Here is an 18,195-nt window from a genome sequence, read left to right as displayed (position 1 = left end):
CGATAATTTTCCGTCGCAATTTTTTCGCTGCTGTTTTTTGGTTAAAAAGCGAAAATGTTGCCGGAACGCTGAGGGTTTGCAAAGGGGTACAAGCGCTTTACCCCTTTGCTCTGGTGTGGGCGAAGCGCCACGACGTTAGTGGCCGCAGGCCATAAAGTACATAAGTACAAAGCAAACAAACACCTGGATCCCGGCTCAAAAGCACTGCCGGGACGACGAGAAGGTAGTTATCAAGCTTTGTCCAGACATGAGTTAACGTAAATTAGCTACTTACTACCGCTCGAATTAAGCCGCGTTGAAACCAGGTTTGCATGGTCTGCAATACCATCATTGGGGCTGATTGTTCGTCGTGCCATTCGAGCATTTGTTCGCACTGCTCGGCAAAGTTGTTGCCCTGAATAAAGCCCAGTAATAAGGCATGTTGTGCTGCGGTGAGGGAGGCAAATTCGGTTAAGCGTGTTTGGCCGCGCCATAGTAACCAGGCTCTAGTTGACAGGTAATCAGGTGCGGGTGGCGTGGAATCGGCTTTTAATGCTTGCCAGGCTTCGACGGCATTACTGTTAAAGGTAAATATTTGTACGCTGGGATGAAAGCGCAAACAGCAATTAGGCCACAACTCTGGCGATATAGCCTGCAAATCGCTAAAGCTCGCGCTAGTGCTGTCGGCAGCGTCAAAAGCATTAAGTAAGCGTCGTTCAAATCGAGCTAAATCAGCAATAATAGGATGTTGTTTAAAAAATAAATCTTGCTGTAAAAAATCGGGCAAAGCATCACAAAATTGCCTCAGAGATTGATTGGCCGACGGATGCGCGCGCGTGTAGTCAGCAGCCATCTTATCGAACAGATCATCACCTAAATAGCGGCCTAGTATTTCATGGTCGGTTTCAATGGTTTCTTTTAGTCGAATTCGATATGCATTGGCGTAAATCGCTAAGCGAATATCTGCGCTTATCCCAGCTTGTTGAGATACATTAGCCTGCATAGCGGATTGACATGTACTGTGGTCATTGTTGGTCTCATCTGACAATAAATACGCCATAAACTGCTGTTGTATTTCAGCTAAGCGGCTCATGATGGTACCCGTAATATTTGCTTATTATCTACTTTATGATTACCTGTTGGTGATTGATGACCCAATCGAGACTGACTTAACGTGTGAAATTCTGCTTGGGTACTGTCTGCAAAGGTGAGTTCGGCAATGTGTTTAGCCTGGCGTAATTCATCATAAAGTGCAGGAAATTGCGGAATATTGGCGTCGCGCTCTATCATGGTACTAATGGGGCCAAAGCGCTCAAGTGCTGCCTGATATAGTGTCCAAACAGACGGCGGCACATCGTGGTCGTGGGTGTCGATAACATAATCGCCGTAATCACTGTGGCCAGCTAAATGAAATTGTTGTACTCGGCGAGGATCGATCTTTTTAAGGTAATCCAGCGGATTAAAATGATGATTACGGGCGCTGACATAAATGTTATTAATGTCGAGTAATATCAAGCAATCTGCGGCTTCTGCCACTTGGCTTAAAAAGTCCCATTCGTCCATGGTCGAATCTTGATAAGACAAATAGCTCGACACATTTTCGAGTAATATCCGGCGACCTAACACATCTTGAACTTGACGCACCCGCTCAGCCACATGCTTAATGGTTTCTTCGGTATAGGGCAGAGGTAATAAATCGTGGCTATTAACACCATGAATAGATGTCCAGCAAATATGGTCTGAAATCCATTTTGGTTGAATGTCGTTACTGAGCTTTTTTAAGACTTTAAGGTAATCCATATCTAATGGATCGGTACTGCCAATTGACATCGACACGCCATGCATTACCACGGGATATTGTTCAGCTATCGCATCAAGATAGTAACGCGGTTTACCGCCTGCGACTAGGAAGTTTTCTGACAACACCTCAAACCAATCAACATCAGGTTGGTGTTGTAAAATATGCTCGAAATGATCGGTGCGTAACCCTAAACCAAATCCGAGAAAGTCTTGTTTTATTACTGATTCTGGCATTGAGCGATCTCATCATTATGATTAATAGGTTGATGCCCTAGTTGGAATAGAGGCACTAGGGCCATCAACCTTGAGTTTAACTATTGCGGTAAATTAACTTAAATCAATTTACGTAAATCAACTAGCTTGTTTTACCGCCAATATCTGCACAAGATTTTGCTGTAGTGCTAACAAAACCAGTGCCTTTACAGCTTGCCATACCGCCACAGGCATTATCAGCGCCTTTACAATCATTGTGGCCTTTGCAGACATTTACGCCGTAACAGTGTACTAAATCAGCTTTAGTGACCTTGCCAACCCAATCGTCTTTTTGTGTGCCACCCACATCGGCACACGCTTTAGATGGCATACCCACAAAGCCTGTACCTTTACAGCTTGCTTGACCGCCACAGGCGTTGTCGGCTGTTTTACAATCGTTGTGACCCTTACAGACGTTAACGCCGTAACAATGTACTAGATCTGTTTCACCAGCGGCCATGGGCGCAGTACTGGTTTCTGCCGCCATTGCCTGACCCGATAAACTGGCCATAGCCAATGCGAGTGCTGCACCTGTTAAGCTGGTTTGTGCTTTGGTATTCATATTGTCTTCCTTACAATGTTGATTGTGTGATTACTGCTTATTATTGTTGACTCGTGACAAGTTTGATTTGCTGCAGCTACCACACTTGTTAGGAGTTATCAGTATTGACCGTGCAGGAGGGGAATAACTTTCAAGATAAAGTATAGTTAGACCTATCAATCAGGTTGGTATTTGTGTCTAAATCATATAGTTTAGCTAATGTTAATATTTAACCGTTTGATACAAAACAATTTAAAGATAGGTGTTTTGTTGGTACAAGAATGCGCTGCAATAGCGAAAAATATCACCCAGCATTTGCCTAACGAGTCATCACAGGCCATTGTTTTGATGGTCATCAAGACCTTAATAACTTAAAAAAGAAATAGAGAAGGGATACCATGCATACCATATTGATTTGTTTACTGATTGCCATGTTACTGCCATATGCCGCCAAGGTTCCGTTAGCCATAGCGATGGGTAAGTCTGGCCGTTATGACAATAACCATCCGCGTGCGCAACAAGCACTGCTTACCGGTTTTGGTGCACGTGCTTTAGCTGGGCATCAAAATGCATTTGAGTCGTTAATGGTATTTGGGATTGCAGTGCTGACAGCGTTAATTACTAATAACGTCACTGATGTGGTGGCACTATTAGCCATAGTACACGTTGTTGCTCGCGTGGTTTACCATGCCATGTATTTACTTAATTACGGCACGTTACGATCGTTATCATGGTTTGTGGCCATTGGCGCATCGATAGCCATTTTTTGTCAGGCTTTTTAAAGGCTTTATATGCTGTAATAGCCACAAAAAAACGCCTTAACGGCGTTTTTTATTAATGTGGAAGCTAGTATTTGTTTAATCTAAGCCTAGATTTAATCTAGGCTAGCTATGCGCTCATAACCCATTTCGGTTAACTGGTCGTTGACACAGTCTAAAAGAAAAGACGGGATTTCTGCTTCAGGTAATTGGTCTTCAAGCGCGATTTGTTGGCAAGCTTGCTTGAGCGAGGCAACATCTTTATCAGGTGCTTGTGGTAATGCGCTTGCGCTAAAACTAAGTACAGCGCAACTGGCCAATATTGTCGCAAGGGTAAGGCGGGTCATTGTTTTGCTAGTAATAAGAGATGGCATGGTTGTTCCTTCTGGGAGAACTTTGTTATTTTGACAAATACTACTGCAGCTTAGTTCCTTTGGATAGAGTGTAAAAGGGAATATTTATATGAGCGATTTTGAAGTGCTGCTCAAGCAGGTTAATCAATGTCAGCTTTGTGCGGCATCATTAACACATGGTGTACGCCCTGTGGTGCAAATAGACCCTCAAGCCAAGGTATTGATTATTGGTCAGGCGCCTGGGCGTAAAGTGCATGACACGGGCATTCCTTTTGATGATGCCAGTGGTGACAGATTGCGTGAATGGTTGGGTGTAAGCCGTGAGGTGTTTTACGATGCTAAGCAGGTTGCCATTATGCCAATGGGCTTTTGTTATCCAGGGAGTTATAGCGCAGCGACCGCCAAGAAAGGTCAATCGGGTGATTTACCACCAAGGCCTGAATGCGCCCCTAAGTGGCATGCATTATTATTAGCTCACTTAACTCAAGTCGAATTAATATTATTAGTTGGCCAATATGCTCAACATTATTATTTAAGCCATCAGCGTTTAATCACTAATGAGTTAGCCAATCATCCGCTAATTCGCAAACCCAAAACCCTCACCGAAACAGTAAAACAATGGCGCAGCTTTGGGCCACTTTGCGTCCCTCTGCCGCACCCCAGCCCGCGTAATAATATTTGGCTGAGCCGTAATCCTTGGTTTGAACAGGATGTGCTCAGCCATATTCAGCAACGCGTTAGCGAGGCATTAGCCTAGCTTTTTTACGATTGTTTACTAGTAATAAACTCGATACTTGCAGCATCTAAACAACGTTTAGACAAGTAGGTTGTACTTTTTTGCAGTGCAATTAAAAAGCCCGCATCGGTTTGGCTGATGCGGTAAACTTCAGTCCATAAAATTTGTTGATTTACATGAGTCGATTGACTATGAATACCTTGATCATCAATGACGAGTGTTACTGTGTCACCCGCGGCTTTACTCATCATTTGTCGCCATAACCACCAGGTTTTTTTAAAGCGGATACTTAGCCATTCGACCACGGCTAAACCAATAAAGAAGTACCCTAAATAGTAGGTTTCTTTACTGCTCACCGCTAATTGACTGACGTTATCGAGCAGTAATATGCCTAACCCGATAATCGCAAATATTGCGGTTTTAAGGTATTGCTTGGGTGGTATTTTTGGGTCGACAGACTGGGTAAAGCATTCTTCAAAGTAAGCTTTATCGAGTACATATTCGCTGGTGTACGTAAACGCTGATGACATGATGACCTAAAATCGACAATGAAATTGTTGAGATTATCGCATAGCCATTGATTTGCTCAAAGCAAAGTACAAATCAATGACTATGGCTAATGTGTGTTATTTAGCCGGTGATGGCGTTGACTAACTCAACAGACAGTTGTTGTTGTTCTTCTGCTGTTAATTGCTGGTCTTGCTTATTGGATATTGAGAACACGTTATCTGCCCGTTCACCGACCGTGCTGATCGTGGCCGAGTGGATATTAAGGTCGAGAGTTCTAAAGGCACTGGCGATTTGCTCCATAAATTCGCTAGTGTCTAAGGCCGATACATTGACTAATGTGCGTGTCGATTTACGTGAATACAAAAACTCAATGCTCGGTTGATTGTCGAAACTTTGATGGCGCCTAGACTCACGCTTTTTAGGCAACGTGACATCGTTGTCTAGCACTTGATGTAACTTGTTCATCACTTGCTTACGGCGTTGGACGCTGGTGATCGGTTTCTCATCAAAATCGAGCACTTTAAAGGCTTCAACAACATAACCATCTTTCGTGCGGGCAATTTGCGCTTGTTTGACCGAAATACGCAATGCCGCGAGGGTATTAAATAATTTAACAAACAACCCATGTCTGTCTTTGGTATACACAAATACGTCACTACAACCTTTAACTACAGCGTCATCGAGTAATATTAAGGTGTTGTATTCGCCGTCAGCAACCGGGGTTTGGTTGTGCAGCAATATCGCTTGAGTGTACCTGGCAATATCTTCTGCTTCGGCATTACTAAAAAACGCGATGGGTAAACGTTTCCATAAGGTTTTAATGGCTACGGTTGTGGCTTCGTCTGCATTTAACAGGTTGAGCGCCTCCTGTTTGTGCTCGCGCACCAGAGTACGAATTTGCAATACATTTTCAAAGCCGCCACGTAATGCTTTACGGGTAATAAAGTACAAATCTTTTAATAGCGAGGCTTTCCAATCGTTCCATAAGTCATCGTTAGTCGCTTGAATATCGGCAATGGTGAGACAATATAAGGCATCTAGGCGGGTTAAAGTGCCGACTTTTTTGGCAAAGCTGTTCACCACTTCAGGATCGTAAATGTCCATTCGCTGCGAGGTGATAGACATTAATAAATGGTTTTCTACCAGCCAACTAATCAGTTTTTGTTGCGACACTTTTAAACCATGAAAGATGGCAAACATGTTGGCGTCTACCGCACCAAGTTCGCTGTGGTCGCCGCCGCGGCCTTTGGCTAAATCATGAAACAACGCCCCAAATAGCAAGGTCGATTTGCTAGACATTTTTTGGTAAATATCAGCTGCTAACGCTAAATCTTTGTCGAGCGTTTTAATGTCTTTACCGTAGGCATAAATGTTTTTAAGCACCTTATGGGTGTGTTCATCGACCGTATAAGCATGGAATAAATCAAATTGCATTTGGCCAACGACTTCACGCCATTGCGGTAAGTAAGAGGCCAAAATACCATGCTGATGCATTAATGTAATAGCTAACCCCATGCCCTGAGGGTGGTTAAAAATGGCTTTAAATTGTTCGCGGCAACGCTGAAAGTCTTGTAAGTCGCCCATTAAGCGGCGTCTTACTTGGCGCAGTGAGCGCAACGTTTCGGCGGTAATACCGATAATTTTGTCATGATGAATCGCGATAAACTCAAACAGCGCCATGATTTGAGTGCGGTCGATAAATACCGTTTCATCACGTACATGAATGTATTGGTCGACAATTTCAAAGTTATCGTTAATTGGGATAATGTCGGGATTGAGTTGCGGAATGATTTCCCGCTGGAAATAGGCCATTAAAATTTTGTTTAATTCACCAATGCGTTTCATTGCCCTAAACAGCTGACGCATCATTTTCTCAATGGCAATGTTGCCACTTTCTCCGTTTGGCATCCCATCACCAAAGCCCATTAATTTAGCGACTTCGGCTTGATGTTGCAGTAATAAACGGTTTTCTGAGCGTTGAGCAGCTTGGTGCAGGGCAAAGCGTACCCTAAACAAAAAGTGTTGGCATTCCATTAGCTCTGAGTATTCATCGTTGGTTAAAAAGCCAAAGCGTCGTAATGACTGCATGCTGGCTACGCCAAAATGTTTACGGGCAACCCACGTGAGAGTTTGAATATCGCGAATTCCACCCGGACTGGTTTTTAAGTTGGGTTCAATACTAAATGAGGTGCCTTGAGCTTTGGCATGGCGCTCTTGTTGTTCACTCAGTTTGGCATTGAAAAACGCTTGGCTTTGCCATAAATCCTGGCCGTATAATGCCTCTAAAACGATTTGCTGGTGGTCGGTGTTACCGTATAAATGGCGAATTTCAAGCAAGCTGGTGGCAATGGTGACATCGTCTTTACAGGCTTGAAACGTGTCATCTAGGCTACGAACGGCGTGGCCTAAGTCGAGACCGATATCCCACAATTGGGTTAAAAAACCACTGACTTTAGCGCCGTCGGTTGCCGACAGTTGTCCGTCGTGGATGATGCAGATATCAATGTCTGAAAATGGGTGCAAGGTTTGTCGCCCATAACCGCCTACTGCATTGAGTGAAATATGGTTATTGTCTAGCTCGAGAGCTTGCCAAAGGAGGCATAATAGAGAGTCGAAAAACTGCGATCGCTTATTTAAAGTGTCGTTAATGGCACTTTGAAAAATGTTCTCTTGTAAAAATAGGTCCAGTGACTTGATCGCCTGTTTAAATTCGGCTGTGGTCATGTCTGGGCGCAAATCTGTACTAGCAGGTTGCGAAAGCATGTTACTCCTTATTAATGTAGTCCTGTTACAGAATAAGGTATTCTTAATAAAATTGGTATCACTCTTAATGAGGTTTTATGGCGTCTAAGCGTGGTCGGTTAGATCAGTTTATTGCTCGTGCGTTACAAGTGTCAAAAAAAGCGGTTCGTCAGCTATTGATTGATAACAAAGTCTTTGTTGATGACAAATTGGCTAAATCTCCAGATTTACAGATCGATGAGTTTAGCCATATTGTTTGTAATGATGTGGTGCTGCAGCAATACCAAAAGCAATATTACATGCTTAATAAACCTGACGGTGTAGTCAGTGCCACCGTGGATGATAAGCACCCCACCGCATTGAGTTTACTCGTGGGTATTAATCCAACCATGTTACATATTGCAGGGCGACTGGATTTACATTCAACCGGGTTATTGTTAATCACAAACGATGCAAAGTGGTCTGCTGCGCTGATGGCGCCAGATCATAAAGTCGATAAACATTATCTTGTCACGTTAGCCAACCCAATTGATGAAAGTTACATCGATGCCTTTGCTAATGGGATGTATTTTGAGTTTGAAGACATCACGACCTTGCCTGCACAATTAACGATTTTGTCGACGCACCAAGCAAGGGTGGTACTTCGGGAAGGAAAGTATCATCAAATTAAGCGAATGTTTGGTCGTTTTCGTAATCCCGTGGTTGCTCTACATCGTGAATCCGTGGGGAACATTATGCTCGATAACGCCTTATTACCGGGTGAATATTGTGTATTAACACAAGCTGAAGTAGATTGCATAATTCAGCACTAGATCAACTTTTTATTGTTTGTAATATGCTAATTTATGTTCATCTTTACAGCTCGTTAGGTGACATGTGGACTTACAAGCCCTAAAAAAAGTCAGTGAACTAGATGTGTTTAGTTTAATGGTGTTTAAAATTATTTATGAAACTGGTTTTGCCAATATAGCGGCTAAAGAACTCAGCGTTTCTGCACCTAAAATTAGCCGTTGCTTAACCTCATTGCGGATTATTTTTAATGATGAGCTGTTTTTTCGCCGTCAACAAGGGCTTAAACCTACACCATTAGCTGAGCGTTTGTATCAACCTATTTGCCAATTGTGCGATATGTTGAGTCAAATTGAGAGAGTGGCGGCAGATAAAACCAATCTTCAGAAGCATTCTGTGCTTAATATTGCGGTATCGCCCAGTATTATTACCAGCGTTGCCGTTGCATTGAGCTTGTGCCCGCGTAATACCATTGGCAAGGTTAAGTTACACAGTTGGCAAGCCGATACCGAAGAGCTTATTTATAACGGCGATTTAGATTTTGGTATTGGTTTTGAGACTCAAGATACCCACGGGTTAGAAGCCCACCCGATTGGTAGTGCAACATCGTTATGCGTGGTGGGTCACACTCAACATGCATTTTGGGATGTTGCTGAACCGATAAAACTTGAAGACATTATTCAGTATTCGATTGTGTATTTACGTTGTCGTGGATTTAATAATCGTATTGATCCATTAGAGCTTTATTGCCAAACCGAAGGCTTACTTTTAGAAGATATTGAGTGCGTTAAAAAGCTCGAAGATTGGTATTGGCATTTGCTGACCATGGACAGTTTAGCGTTGACTATTTGTCATGAGGGCTCTTTTGCACAGCAAATTCCTCAATTGCGAGTTGAGCGTTTACCCGACTCAGAGTTTGACCGACTTAACTCAGTGATGCCTATGCCAAATTATTGTTTAATTGAACGTGCAGAGCATTATCGACGCTATTCAGCAGAAGTGAAACAAATGATAATTGATATCACTCGCGCGTTATTGGTTTAATTTTTTTACTCATAATATCAATATATTAGCACTCGCTTATTGTTAGGGAGGCTGTTAGGCTGAAATAGTTTAAGCTTTTTAATCAGTGGTTTATAACCATATTTTGTTCTGCATCACCTTTGCTACTTTTTCATTCATTACAAATACCTCTTTAGGGTTACAAAATATAAAATTGGCTATTTCATATTTTGGGATACTTAAAAGTAAAATCACCAATTCCTGTTAACGAATTTGCAACCAAACATCACAGGTTTGTTACACCGCGCGGGTATTTGTCTCTAATTCCTTATATTTTGTATGTGTAAAACCTACACATTTAAATCGGGGGATTTAAAATGAAAAAATATAATAGAACGTTACTTGCTGCGGCATTCATTGCTGCTTTTGGTTTAGCAGGATGTGGTTCTGACGGCAGTGATGGTGCCGACGGTGCTGCTGGTGCAGATGGTGCTGCTGGTGCTGATGGTTCTAATGGCACTTCTGCAGGATTAACGGTAACTACCGTAAACAATGCATACGATTATAACTTGCAACTTGATCCAGCCGATATTGTTGTGGTTGGTAGCGAACCTTTTAGTATTAAATTTACCGTATCGGGTAAAGGTACGGGTAATGCAGATGTTCCATTCTCTGGTCTTGAGAGAGTCGCTCTATATGTCACCAGTCAGTCTGAGAATACCACAGACACTGGTGCGCCAATGTTATGGACTAACCATACGTTAGCCAATGGCTATGGTAACAGCATGTATTGTAACCTTACCGGTAGTGCTGGTGATAAGGACGCGTGTACATTAACTGAAGATGCCGCAAACCCTGGTACTTACATCGGTACTTGGACACATGAAGGTAATGCACCCGTTGTATTAGCGAGTGGTAATGCTAATGATTTAGTACGTGTCATGATCCGCACCTATGATGTGGTCGACGCTGACGGTACTGGCATCAGCGATAAAATTTTATCGACACCGTTAGATTTTATTCCTGCTACTGGTGAACTTGCGGTATCAGCAAAAGACTCAGTGTCTAATGCGGCATGTATTAAATGTCACAGCCCAATGGAAGGTTTCGCTGATACAGATATGCGTATCGCTAACATTGACGCTCACCATAACTATCAAAAAGTTGAAAACTGTGTGGCTTGTCATAACCCTGCATATGCCGGCGGACAAGATGATCCTGATAAAGGTTATAACGCTAACTTCAATGCCATGATCCACACTATCCACGCAGGTCATCATATTGCTGACTCGCTAACGGGCGAAGCCAAAGAAATGTTTGGTGAAATTGGTTTTCCTACAGAGCTAAATGAATGTACTGCTTGTCATGATAATGGCACTCAGTGGAACGATAACATTTATGCTGAGGCGTGTGTGTCTTGTCACGTTGATGTTGATTTAGCTACCGGTGAAAATCACAGAGGGATTATTCCTTCAAGTGATGCGGTCTGTTCAGGCTGTCATGGTGCAGGAAGTTTAAGCCCAATGGAAGCTCACGGTGTTGATCGTCGAGATGCTTTCGAAACTGGCTTAGTGTTTGAGGTTGTTTCTGCCGATGTTGCTGCAGATGTATTAACGATTGTTTATAACGTTAATCTAAATGGTGCTGTTGCAGCTGATGGTACTGATTTAACTCAGTACTTGAACAAGAAAGCATCCGGTGACGACATGTTAATTGGTACTCTTGATAGTAATGGTGATTATGTTCGTGGTTTGAGTGTTAACACAGTAACTAATCCTGAAATGTTTATCGTTAGTGGTGGCAAAATAACCTTAACGAAAGCACTTTCTGCCAACCAACTTGATGGAAAAACAATTTCAGTATCTTCAGAAATGAACATGTGTGGTAACTCAACGACTGGCAAAGTAGTGATTAATACTATGTTAGCAACAGGTGCAGGCACAGATACTGGTGCTTGTGACGTCGCGGTTCCTGCTAATATCGTCACTAAGTTCTTCAAGTTTGATGCTGTTGCTGCAGCGGGTGTTGAAACCACTGACAACTTACGTTTTGTTAGCCCTGAGCTAACAGCTTATAGCGCACCGACTCAAGCTGGTAATGACCGTACAACGGCTGATGAAGCGAAATGTAATGCATGTCATGACAATTTAGCGCATGTTAAATCACCTAACCATGGTGTGACTAACTTTACACAATGTGCCGATTGTCATAGCAACAATTACCCTGGTTCTTATCATGCAGATGTGTACAAGCAATCTGGTGTGGATGCTAATGGCTCACCAACGTTTGAAGTGGTTGAAGGCCTAGAATATTACAACCGTGACTTAGTCACAGTTGCTCACCGTTTCCACAGCGGTATGTTTGCGGGTAGCACTGGCGCTGGCATTTACTTAGGTACAGATGGTGAAACTTGGGTTAACTATCCAGCTAGTAAAACCAATTGCCAAGCGTGTCATAAAGATGCAAATGCTGCAGGCGATGCTATGCCATTTTTCTCTGGCACTGGTACGTTAACCTCTGGCAGAACTTCAATTGCAATCAGTGGCGGAGAATTTATCTCTCCTGTTGCTGAAGCATGTCGTAGTTGTCATGCGCACTCTGGTGCTGCGGCTCTTGCTCACTTTAAGAGCAATGGTGCTACAGTTGCTGGTGATAGCGTAATGTCTGCTGCAGGTGTACCGATTGAATCTTGTGCAACTTGTCATGCCGAAGGTAAAACTTACGGCCTTGATAAAGTTCACGCGACGACTTCTCACTAGGTAAGTGAATAAAAACAACCATTTCTTAATCATCACTTAAGAAACTAAGCAAGAGGGAGGCAGCAATGCCTCCCTCTTTTTTTGTTTGATTTTCATCCATAAGTGCAGCTAGGGTCGCTTCGCTGCTAGGGCGGACGTTGTCCTGCTAGGGTCGCTTCGCTGCTAGGACGGACGTTGTCCTGCTAGGGTCGCTTCGCTGCTAGGACGGACGTTGTCCTGCTAGGGTCGCTTTGCTGCTAGGACGGACGTTGTCCTGCTAGGGTCGCTTTGCTGCTAGGGTCGCTACGCTGCTAGGGCGGACGTTGTCCTGCTAGGGTCGCTACGCTGCTAGGGCGGACGTTGTCCTGCTAGGGTCGCTTCGCTGCTAGGACAGACTTCGTCCTGCTAGGGTCGCTTTGCTGCTAGGGCGGACGTTGTCCTGCTAGAAAATGAACAAAACGAATGCTGCGATATGGGTAGTGACTGCTTCGCTGTTCAGATTTTATAGATTCTAGCCGCGTAGCGTCCTAGCAGCGAAGCGATCTAGGCTCTTACTATGGGATGACAACGTTATTTTGGCTTGCTAACAATAATGGTTGGACTCACTTCTAAGATTTTATAGATTCTAGCCGCGTAAAGTCCTAGCAGCGAAGCGATCTAGGCTCTTACTATGGGATGACAACGTTATTTTGGCTTGCTAACAATGATGGCTGGACTCGCTGCTAAGATTTTATAGATTCTAGCCGCGTAGCGTCCTAGCAGCGAAGCGCTCTAGATTCGATAAAGCCTGTCATTTTATCGTAGATAGCAAAAGGGAGGCATTGCTGCCTCCCTTATTGGTATTGATATTGTGGCTTAATGAATCTGTACACTCATCGAGTGCTACTGGCTATTACGCCGCGGCTTGTTGGCGCTGCATGGTCAATAACCATTTTCCGTAGATAAAGATACCCACAGCTGAAATAATCCCGATAGCAGCGATGATGTACCATGCCATACCAATGTTATTGGCTTCATACAGCATATGCGTTAATGGCTGAGCTTCCATACCAGTAAAATCTACTAAGCGCATAAAGGCTTCACCTTGTGGAATCGCATCAACGTCGCTTTGGCTCATGCCACGGCTGACTAACTCATTACGCGAGATAATCTCTTTTGAAGCATAGATTTGGTATAGCTTAGGGGCGAAGTAGCCTTCTAATGTCCAACCGATCCCTTGCGGTAACATGACAAAGCCTAAATACATGGCTTTTTTACCTTCAGGAGCAATATTACCCATAAATTCGTTTTTCTTCGGGCTAATCATCATTTCGCCGAAAGAGAACATCACAATGGCTAATACAATCATCCACGCGGCATTAAATGCACCGACCAACATAATCGCGGCAATACTTAAAATACATCCTACTAACATCGCGGTGGTGATGCGGTATTTGGCGGTAAAGGCAGCGACTAAAAAGCAGGTGGTCATGATCATGCCTGCGTTAAGATTTAGCATGCCCTCAGGCATCACCTTGGTACCGTCGTTATTCAGACCAAGCCAGAATTGTAAAATGCCGTTGCTGGTGCCTTCAGGGCCAAATAATGAGGTGACAATAATGCTAGTATCAACCCACTCGGCAATATGAATAGGCAGTACGTCAAATAGCGAGTTATATAAAAACCAAAAGCCAGCAAACACTAACATGTAGTAAAGCACGATCGGCTTTTTCAGCTCATGCAGTGCATCTTTCCATAACGCTTCTTGCTGGATTTCACCTGATTTTACTTTAGCCGCTCTGGCTAAACGCTCATCTTTACCTGGTTCTTTATAGGCCAATAAAAATAAGAAGTTAAATGAGATAATCGCCGCACAAGCATAAAACACATTGTCCCACGATAACTGGCGCATGTGCACGGCCACTAGCGGACCTAGGAAACCACCGATATTCACGACTTGATAAAATATACCCCAAGCCATAGAGGTGTTTTCGCGCTTTGTTGACAGCACGAGCGTACCTTGAATACCGGGTTTAAATACCCCTGTACCTGCGGCAAGCAACATGGCTCCGGCTAAAAACCCCCAAAAGTCTGGGAATATGGCCATGGTGAGGTAACCGAAAATTTTGATAATGGTCGAAACAAAAATGGTTTCTTTGTAACCGACACGATCTGAGATACCGCCGGTAAATACAGGAATAAAGGTTTGTAGCATGGCCCATACAGCAATGATGATGCCGTAATCGTGTAAGTCGATACCTAAGCCACCTTCCGACACGGGGGATTTTGCATATAAACCCGCGGAGGCTTTTACGCCGTAATAAGCTATTCGCTCAACCAGCTCCATGCCGCCAACAAGCCAAAATATATACCCTAGACTGGTGATTGATGCCCACATCCCCAGTTGTTTTACTTCACGCAGGTCGTTGCCTGAATGCGAGTTAGTGCTCATAAGTCACCCTTATTATTGTGTATGTAGTTAACGCCAGACACTCTACCTAAGTTCTGATAAAATATCCAAAAAACAAAAAGCGGATCGTGAGATCCGCTTTGTTTTGAAGTGTTGCTATGTGTTTAGCATGTAAAGCTGGCGCTTTAGGCTCCACAACACTTTTTGTATTTTTTGCCACTGCCGCAAGTGCATACATCATTACGGTTAGGTTTAGCTTCAAAGCTGACTGCTTTCGGCTTGTTCAGTAATCCCGTTAACTCAATGATGTTTTCAGCTTTATCTGCATCAACGGTAATGTTGGCAATCAGCTTTTGTTCGGCAACCAAAGCTGCAACTTCAACTTTACGCGCTTCAGTTTGCACCGATAAGATTAACGGTGAAATCTCTGTACCCGGTTTACTGGCACGTTTGGTGTTATAACCACTTTCGCCATACGCTGGCTTTGGGGTTCTACGCCCTTTGAAAAAGTACTTATCAGACATGGTTTTGACCCATTAAATAGAATGATGATATTGGCGCAAGCTTATACAGCAAAAACGCAAAATGAGATATTAAAGTTTTATATAAATGTAAAATAAAAAACCAGCGACGTATCGCTGGTTTTTTGTATCAATGTAATTAATTGATTAGGCTTCTATTTTAGCCAGTTCAATTTTTTGCTCGTTTAACTTTTCAATATCGCGTGTTAAGTCGGTCATTTTTGCGCGTTCTTTATCAATCACTGCAGCAGGGGCTTTAGCGACAAAGCCTTCATTAGACAATTTGCCTTCAATGCGCGCAATTTCTTGCGCCAGCTTTTCTAACTGCTTGTCGATACGCGCCATTTCAGCAGCAACATCGATTAAACCCGCCATTGGGATCAACAGCTCCATATTGCCCACTAGCTGCGTGGTCGACATTGGCGCTGTTTCACCTTCTTCAAGAATGGTGATGGTTTCGAGTTTCGCTAAGCTGGCAAAGAATGTTTGATTAGCTTCAAGGCGGATCCTGTCTTGATAACTCACACCGCGCACTAATGCATTTAGTGGCTTAGAAGGCGCAATGTTGAGCTCTGCACGAATATTACGTACCGCAACAATGACTTGCTTAACCCATTCTAAATCGGCCATTGCCGTCTCATCAACATGGTCAGCTTGATATGTTGGGAAGGTGGCTAACATCAAGGTGTCGCCAGTCACGCCAGCAAGTGGCTTAACGCGCTGCCAAATGGTTTCGGTAATGTACGGCATGATTGGGTGCATTAAACGCTGCATTTTTTCAAGCACGGTCACCAAGGTATGGCGAGTGCCGCGCATTTGCGCTTCGCTGCCATTTTGCATTACGGGTTTGGTTAACTCTAAATACCAGTCACAGAATTGGTTCCAGGTGAACTCGTATAAGGTGTTAGCCGCTAAGTCAAAACGGTATGCAGCCATATAGTCGTCGAAGGTTTTTACGGTTTGATTAAATAAACCAATAATCCAACGGTCGGCTAATGACAGTTCCATTTCACCTAGTTTGCCGTCAACTAAGATTTGGCCGCAATCAAGTGGTGTACCGGCTTCGTCGCTGTCTGGGTTGGTTTGAGTTTCGGTGTTCATCAACACGTAGCGTGATGCGTTCCATAACTTGTTACAAAAACTGCGGTAACCGTCTAGGCGCTTCATGTCCCAGTTAATGTCACGACCGGTTGATGCCATTGCAGCTAAAGTAAAGCGCAATGCGTCTGTGCCGTGAGCTTCAATGCCGTCGGCAAATTCTTTACGAGTGCTTTTTTCAATTTTAGCGGCCAACTGAGGCTGCATCATGTTGCCGGTACGTTTTTCAACTAGCGTTTCTAGTTCAATACCGTCAATCATGTCTAATGGGTCAAGTACGTTACCTTTAGACTTTGACATCTTATTACCGACTTCGTCACGGATAAGACCGGTCACGTAAACGGTTTTAAAAGGCACTTGTGGCTTGCCGTTTTCATCTTTAATGAAATGCATGGTCATCATGATCATACGGGCAACCCAGAAGAAGATAATGTCAAAACCTGTGACCAACACGTCGGTTGGGTGGAAGGTTTTTAAGTCTTCTAAATTGTCTGGCCAGCCTAGTGTTGAGAATGTCCATAACGCTGAACTGAACCAGGTATCAAGTACGTCATCGTCCTGGCGCAGCACGGCTGAGTCGGCAAGCTTATGTTTGGCGCGCACTTCTGCTTCGTTACGACCAACGTACACTTTACCGTTTTCGTCGTACCAGGCTGGAATACGGTGTCCCCACCATAGCTGACGTGAAATACACCAGTCGTTGATGTCGCGCATCCACGAAAAATACATGTTTTCGTATTGTTGTGGCACAAATTTGATTTCACCGGTTTCAACTGCTTCGATGGCTGTTTTAGCCATAGACTCTACCGCAACGTACCATTGGTCTGTCAGTAATGGCTCAATCACCACGCCTGAGCGGTCGCCATGAGGCACTTTTAAGCCGTGTGGAGCCACTTTTTCAAGTAAGCCTAATGTCTCAAATTCAGCGACAATCGCGTCACGTGCTTTAAAACGGTCTAGGCCGACATAACGTTCTGGTAAGGCGATTTCAATTGCTTTGTTTGGTGTGCCATCAGTGTTAATCACTTCAACAAAGCTGCGTACTGATGCATCTAAGGTGAAGATATTGTACATAGGCAATGCATGACGTTTACCGACTTCATAGTCATTAAAGTCATGTGCTGGAGTAATTTTTACGCAGCCGGTGCCAAATTCCATGTCGACATAATCGTCGGCAACAATCGGTACTAAACGGTTAACGATAGGCAATAAAATGAATTTGCCAATGAGTGATTGATAACGTTCGTCATCTGGGTGCACTGCAACTGCGCTGTCACCTAACATGGTTTCAGGGCGAGTGGTGGCAACCTCGAGGTAGTCTTTACCGTCGGCCGTGAGTGCGCCTTGTGCCAAAGGATAGCGGAAGTGCCACATGTGGCCTTGCTTCTCTTTGTTTTCAACTTCAAGATCGGAAATGGCGGTGTGTAGCTTTGGATCCCAGTTAACTAGGCGCTTACCGCGATAAATCAATTCGTCATCATAAAGACGCACAAACACTTCTTGAACGGCTTTTGATAGGCCTTCGTCCATGGTAAAACGTTCGCGATCCCAATCAACAGAGGCGCCCATACGACGAAGCTGCTTAGTGATGGTTCCGCCTGATTCGGCTTTCCAATCCCATACTTTGTTGATAAACGCATCACGGCCTAAATCATGGCGTGTTTTGCCTTCTTCAGCTTCAAGCTTACGCTCAACTAACATTTGAGTCGCAATACCTGCATGGTCGGTACCCACTTGCCAAAGGGTATTTTTACCCTTCATGCGTTGATAGCGGGTAAGGGTATCCATGATAGTGTCTTGGAATGCATGACCCATGTGCAAGCTACCGGTTACGTTCGGTGGCGGGATCATGATGCAGTAGTTGCCTTGTGATTCATTGCCATGCGGCTTGAAGTAACCTTGCTCTTCCCAGTTTTGGTAAAGGGCTTGTTCGATAGACTTTGGGTTGTATGTTTTTTCCATAGGAGCGTTATGTTCTCTATCTAAA

14 protein-coding genes are annotated in these 18,195 nt (G+C 43.8%); 5 read left to right on the top strand and 9 right to left on the bottom strand.

The features are described from left to right. Window positions 1-262 precede the first annotated feature (262 nt). The 3 genes from ACROAE_RS01260 to bufA2 form a co-directional block, all read right to left on the bottom strand. Window positions 263-1,072: an HvfC/BufC family peptide modification chaperone gene (locus ACROAE_RS01260; RefSeq protein ID WP_432399105.1), complete on the bottom strand. Its 810-nt coding sequence runs from the start codon at window positions 1,070-1,072 to the stop codon at window positions 263-265. Beyond that, complete coding sequence (bufB, locus tag ACROAE_RS01255) at window positions 1,069-2,013, bottom strand: MNIO family bufferin maturase (protein WP_432399104.1); 945 nt, start codon at window positions 2,011-2,013, stop codon at window positions 1,069-1,071. The genes ACROAE_RS01260 and bufB overlap by 4 nt, the downstream gene beginning before the upstream one ends. 121 nt (window positions 2,014-2,134) lie before the next feature. Next, window positions 2,135-2,593: a BufA2 family periplasmic bufferin-type metallophore gene (bufA2, locus tag ACROAE_RS01250; protein WP_432399103.1), complete on the bottom strand. Its 459-nt coding sequence runs from the start codon at window positions 2,591-2,593 to the stop codon at window positions 2,135-2,137. Window positions 2,594-2,970: 377 nt separating this feature from the next. Between bufA2 and ACROAE_RS01245 the strand changes: the two genes are divergently transcribed. Continuing rightward, the gene (locus ACROAE_RS01245) at window positions 2,971-3,354 is read left to right on the top strand and encodes an MAPEG family protein (RefSeq protein ID WP_432399102.1); all 384 of its coding nucleotides are present in this window, start codon (window positions 2,971-2,973) and stop codon (window positions 3,352-3,354) included. Between the two features lie 92 nt (window positions 3,355-3,446). Here the strand turns inward: ACROAE_RS01245 and ACROAE_RS01240 are convergent, their stop codons facing one another. After that, window positions 3,447-3,704 (bottom strand): hypothetical protein, encoded by a 258-nt coding sequence (locus ACROAE_RS01240; protein WP_432399101.1) that lies wholly within the window; start codon window positions 3,702-3,704, stop codon window positions 3,447-3,449. Window positions 3,705-3,792: 88 nt separating this feature from the next. Between ACROAE_RS01240 and ACROAE_RS01235 the strand changes: the two genes are divergently transcribed. After that, window positions 3,793-4,440 carry a uracil-DNA glycosylase family protein gene (locus ACROAE_RS01235; protein ID WP_432399100.1) on the top strand — a complete coding sequence of 216 codons (648 nt, stop codon included), beginning with the start codon at window positions 3,793-3,795 and terminating at the stop codon, window positions 4,438-4,440. 5 nt (window positions 4,441-4,445) lie between these two features. Here ACROAE_RS01235 and ACROAE_RS01230 read toward each other — a convergent pair whose 3' ends face one another. Further along, window positions 4,446-4,949 carry a YcxB family protein gene (locus ACROAE_RS01230; protein WP_432399099.1) on the bottom strand — a complete coding sequence of 168 codons (504 nt, stop codon included), beginning with the start codon at window positions 4,947-4,949 and terminating at the stop codon, window positions 4,446-4,448. A 100-nt stretch (window positions 4,950-5,049) separates the two neighbouring features. Continuing rightward, on the bottom strand, window positions 5,050-7,692 hold the full coding sequence (glnD, locus tag ACROAE_RS01225; RefSeq protein WP_432399098.1) for a [protein-PII] uridylyltransferase: 2,643 nt from the start codon (window positions 7,690-7,692) through the stop codon (window positions 5,050-5,052). A gap of 77 nt (window positions 7,693-7,769) precedes the next feature. Between glnD and ACROAE_RS01220 the strand changes: the two genes are divergently transcribed. The 3 genes from ACROAE_RS01220 to ACROAE_RS01210 all read left to right on the top strand — a co-directional run bounded on the left by ACROAE_RS01220 (window position 7,770) and on the right by ACROAE_RS01210 (window position 12,221). Beyond that, on the top strand, window positions 7,770-8,483 hold the full coding sequence (locus ACROAE_RS01220) for a 16S rRNA pseudouridine(516) synthase (protein ID WP_432399097.1): 714 nt from the start codon (window positions 7,770-7,772) through the stop codon (window positions 8,481-8,483). Window positions 8,484-8,547: 64 nt separating this feature from the next. Next, complete coding sequence (locus ACROAE_RS01215; RefSeq protein ID WP_432399096.1) at window positions 8,548-9,504, top strand: LysR family transcriptional regulator; 957 nt, start codon at window positions 8,548-8,550, stop codon at window positions 9,502-9,504. Window positions 9,505-9,839: 335 nt separating this feature from the next. Beyond that, complete coding sequence (locus ACROAE_RS01210; RefSeq protein WP_432399095.1) at window positions 9,840-12,221, top strand: OmcA/MtrC family decaheme c-type cytochrome; 2,382 nt, start codon at window positions 9,840-9,842, stop codon at window positions 12,219-12,221. A gap of 871 nt (window positions 12,222-13,092) precedes the next feature. Here ACROAE_RS01210 and ACROAE_RS01205 read toward each other — a convergent pair. The 3 genes from ACROAE_RS01205 to ACROAE_RS01195 all read right to left on the bottom strand — a co-directional run bounded on the left by ACROAE_RS01205 (window position 13,093) and on the right by ACROAE_RS01195 (window position 18,170). Beyond that, a complete protein-coding gene (locus ACROAE_RS01205; protein WP_432399094.1) occupies window positions 13,093-14,631 on the bottom strand; it encodes an MFS transporter in 1,539 nt (512 codons plus the stop codon). 143 nt (window positions 14,632-14,774) lie between these two features. Further along, entirely contained in the window at window positions 14,775-15,113 is a 339-nt protein-coding gene (locus ACROAE_RS01200; protein WP_432399093.1) for a PBPRA1643 family SWIM/SEC-C metal-binding motif protein, read from the bottom strand. A 144-nt stretch (window positions 15,114-15,257) separates the two neighbouring features. After that, on the bottom strand, window positions 15,258-18,170 hold the full coding sequence (locus ACROAE_RS01195) for a valine--tRNA ligase (RefSeq protein ID WP_432399092.1): 2,913 nt from the start codon (window positions 18,168-18,170) through the stop codon (window positions 15,258-15,260). Window positions 18,171-18,195: the final 25 nt, after the last annotated feature.

This window comes from Shewanella sp. MF05960 (assembly GCF_050849305.1).
GTDB lineage: Bacteria > Pseudomonadota > Gammaproteobacteria > Enterobacterales > Shewanellaceae > Shewanella.
The sequence above is the reverse complement of the archived record's forward strand: the minus strand, read 5'-3'. Positions and strand labels throughout refer to the sequence as shown.